Origin of the sequence: Neoroseomonas rubea (assembly GCF_016106015.1) — a bacterium.
Taxonomy (GTDB): Bacteria; Pseudomonadota; Alphaproteobacteria; order Acetobacterales; family Acetobacteraceae; genus Neoroseomonas; species Neoroseomonas rubea.
Window position 1 is genome coordinate 1 of record NZ_JACADQ010000411.1, and the last position, 3,311, is coordinate 3,311.

Sequence of the window (3,311 nt, forward strand, 5' to 3'; positions counted from 1 at the left end):
GTGGATGGCGCCGGCCGGGCCGGCCGCGCAGCGCCCCGGCCTGCCCGGCGCGACGGGGCAAGGCCCGCAGCCGTGCGGGTGCGCCGATGAACGCCGCGACCGGCTGGTTCACGCCCGAGAGGCTGCGCGTCTACGGCATCGCCTGGGCGATCATGGCCTTCGCCATCTTCGTCGACACCGCGCTGACGCTGGCCGGGCGGGACGGCCCGCCGGGGGATGCGGATTTCCTGAGTTTCCGCGCCGCGGCCGAACTCGCCTGGCAGGGGCGGCCCGAAGCGGCCTGGGACCGGGCCGCGCATGCGGCGGCGCAGACCGCGCTGCAGGGCGCGCCGGGGCGCTACTATGCCTTCTTCTATCCGCCCACCTTCCTGCTGATCTGCCTGCCGCTGGCGGCGCTGCCGCTGCTGCCGGCCTTCGTCGCCTTCGCCGCGGCGACGGGCGCGGCGCTCTTCGCCCTGCTGCGGGCGTGGCTGCCAGGCGCCGGCTGGGTCGGGGCGATGCTGATGATCGCGGCACCGGTCACGGTGCTGAACGCGCTGCATGGGCAGAACGGATTCCTGACCGCGGCGCTGCTGGCCGTGGCGGGGCTGGCGATGGACCGCCGGCCGGCGATCGCCGGGGCGGCGCTGGCGAGCCTCGCCTTCAAGCCGCAACTCGGGCTGCTGGTGATCCCGGCGCTGCTCGCCGCGCGTCGCTGGGCGGCGCTCGCCTGGGCGGCGGTGGCGGGGGTGGGCTGGGTGGTGGCGACGCTGCTGGCCTTCGGGCCGGGCGTCTGGTTCGCCTTCCTGGATCGCCTGCCCGGCGCAGGGGATGCCGTGGCGCAGGGCGTGCTGGAACCCTGGCAACTGCAGAGCGTGTTCGGCCTGCTGCGGGGCCTCGGCATCGGGCCTTCCGTGGCGGGGGTGGTGCAGGGCGCGGTGACGCTGGGCGCGATCGGCGCGGTCGCCTGGATGCTGCGCCGCAGGCCGGGCGGGCGGGCGGAGATGGCGGCGGTGGCCGCCGGCGCGCCTATCACCACGCCCTTCGTCTTCGTCTACGACTTGACGCTGCTGCTGCTGCCGATGGCCTGGATCCTGGCCGAGGCGCGGCGCGACGGCTTCCTGCCGGGCGAGAAGGCTGGGCTGGTCGCGGCCTATTTCATCCCGGCGGCGTCGATCGTGGCGGGGCTGTCGGTGGCCATCGGCTTCGGCGCGCTGGCGCCGGCGATCATGCTGGCGCTGGTACTGCGGCGGATCGGGCGGACGCGGGGCGACTAGGCCTGGGCGGATCGAGGCGCAGCGTCGATCCGGGAGCGCGAATGCGCGACCGCGCCCAGACTGTCAGCCGCGCAGGGTGCGCCAGTGCACGGCGCGCAAGCCAAGCCGGCGGATGCCGGCGCCGGCGCCTGAGGTGATATAAAGACCTCGCGCCGGCGCCTGAGGCGAGCAAAAACTCACCTCCGCGAGGCCGCCCAGAGGAACACCGCCCCCGTCGCCGCCATCAGCAGCGCTGCCGCCACCAGCAGCAGCGCCGATTGCTCGATGAAGGCGAGCAGCGGCACGGCGAGGCCGAGGATCGCGCCGACCGCGACGATCCGCCACGACCCCGCATGCACGCCGGCCACGAAGGCGCCGAGGGCGAGCAGCAGCAGCAGCCCGATCTCGCTCGCGCGCCCCTGCATCACGCCCTGCACTTCGGGCCGGAACAGCAGCAGCATCGCCAGCAGGAAGGCCGCCCAATGCGCCCCCTGCGTCCAGATAAGCCGGAGCCTGCCGCCGCGGTCCGGCGCCGCCGACCAGCCGGCGATCACGCAGAGGAGGCCGAACAGCGGCGCCATCACCATCCAGTAGATCGCGTTCGGCGTGTTGGAGAAGGCGGCATAGGCGACGCCGCCGAAGGACGCCGCGAGCATGGCGATGTAGGGCGCCTGGCCCAGCACCTCGCCGGCCATGGTGCGCGTCGCCGGCGCCGGCGCGGGCGGCGGGGCTGCCGGGACGGGTGCCTCGATCGCCTCCGCGGCGCCGCCGATCGTCTCGCCCATCCGGCCTCTCCCCTATTCCTCGCGCGCGATGGCCTCGCGCAGTTCATCCAGCACGCGCAGCCTGCCGTCGCGGCCTTCCAGATGCCAGAAGATCCAGCCATTGCAGGAGGGGGCTTCCTGCACGGCGGCGCCGACCTGGTGGATCGAGCCCTGGGCGCGGCCGCAGCGCAGCGTCCCGTCGGCGCCCACGACCGCTTCCCAGCGCTTCTGCCGGTCGAAGAGTTTCGCCCCGGGCGGGACGAGGCCGCGTTCGACCAGCGTGCCGAAGGGTATGCGCTTCTGCTCGCGCTTGGAGGGCAGCGCGGCGGCGGCATCCTCCGGCGCGGGCTCGACCGCCGCGATGCGCGCCTTCGCGGCCTCGGCATAGGTCGGGTCGCGCTCGAGGCCGATGAAGCGCCGTCCGAGCCGCTTCGCCACCGCCGCCGTCGTGCCCGAGCCGAGGAAGGGGTCGAGGATCACCTCCCCCGGCTGGGTGCAGGAGAGGATGACGCGATGGAGCAGCGCCTCGGGCTTCTGCGTCGGGTGCAGCTTGGCTCCCTTCTCGTCGCGGAGGCGTTCGCCGCCCGTGCAGAGCGGGATCAGCCAGTCGCTGCGCATCTGCAGGTCGTCGTTCAGCGCCTTCATCGCCGCGTAGTTGAAGCGGTAGCGGGATTCGGGGCCGCGCGCGGCCCAGACCAGCGTCTCATGCGCATTGGTGAAGCGCCGGCCGCGGAAGTTCGGCATCGGGTTCGACTTGCGCCAGATGACGTCGTTCAGGATCCAGTAGCCGAGGTCCTGCAGCGCGGAGCCGAGGCGGAAGACGTTGTGGTAGGCGCCCATCACCCAGATGGTGCCGTCCTTGCGCAGCACGCGGCGGCATTCCGTCAGCCATTCGCGCGTGAAGGCATCGTAGGCGCCGAGGTCGGTGAAGCGGTCCCATTCGTCGTCGACGCCGTCGACGAGGGAATCGTCCGGCCGCCGCAGCGTGCCCTTCAGTTGCAGGTTGTAGGGGGGGTCCGCGAAGATGGCGTGCACGCTGGCCGGCGGCAGGTGCCGCAGCCATGCGATGCAGTCGCCGACCAGAACCTGGTCGAGCGGCAGATCGATCGTCGTGCCCAAGCCGAACCCCGTTCGCTTCGCGAAGCCCGCAGAATCGCTTGTGCGACTCGGCAGGTCAAGCAAGCCGCGATGCGATGGCGCCCCCGCGGCGCGATGCCCCGCACCGGGCCGGGAGCGCAAAGCGCGACCGCGCCCAGCCCGGCCGCCCCGCCCGGGCGCGACAGTGCGCGGCGCGCAAGCCAGGCCGGCGCCC

3 protein-coding genes are annotated in these 3,311 nt (G+C 73.6%); 1 reads left to right on the top strand and 2 read right to left on the bottom strand.

Annotated features, from left to right (window positions below; translation table 11 throughout):
• Positions 1-1,256: glycosyltransferase family 87 protein (locus HW577_RS22820; RefSeq protein WP_232475178.1), on the top strand; the 1,256-nt coding region annotated here is incomplete at its 5' end.
• Positions 1,257-1,432: 176 nt separating this feature from the next.
• Here the strand turns inward: HW577_RS22820 and HW577_RS22825 are convergent.
• Together HW577_RS22825 and HW577_RS22830 are read right to left on the bottom strand one after the other, a co-directional pair.
• On the bottom strand, positions 1,433-2,020 hold the full coding sequence (locus HW577_RS22825; protein WP_198378411.1) for a hypothetical protein: 588 nt from the start codon (positions 2,018-2,020) through the stop codon (positions 1,433-1,435).
• A 12-nt stretch (positions 2,021-2,032) separates the two neighbouring features.
• A complete protein-coding gene (locus HW577_RS22830; protein ID WP_198378412.1) occupies positions 2,033-3,118 on the bottom strand; it encodes a site-specific DNA-methyltransferase in 1,086 nt (361 codons plus the stop codon).
• Positions 3,119-3,311: the final 193 nt, after the last annotated feature.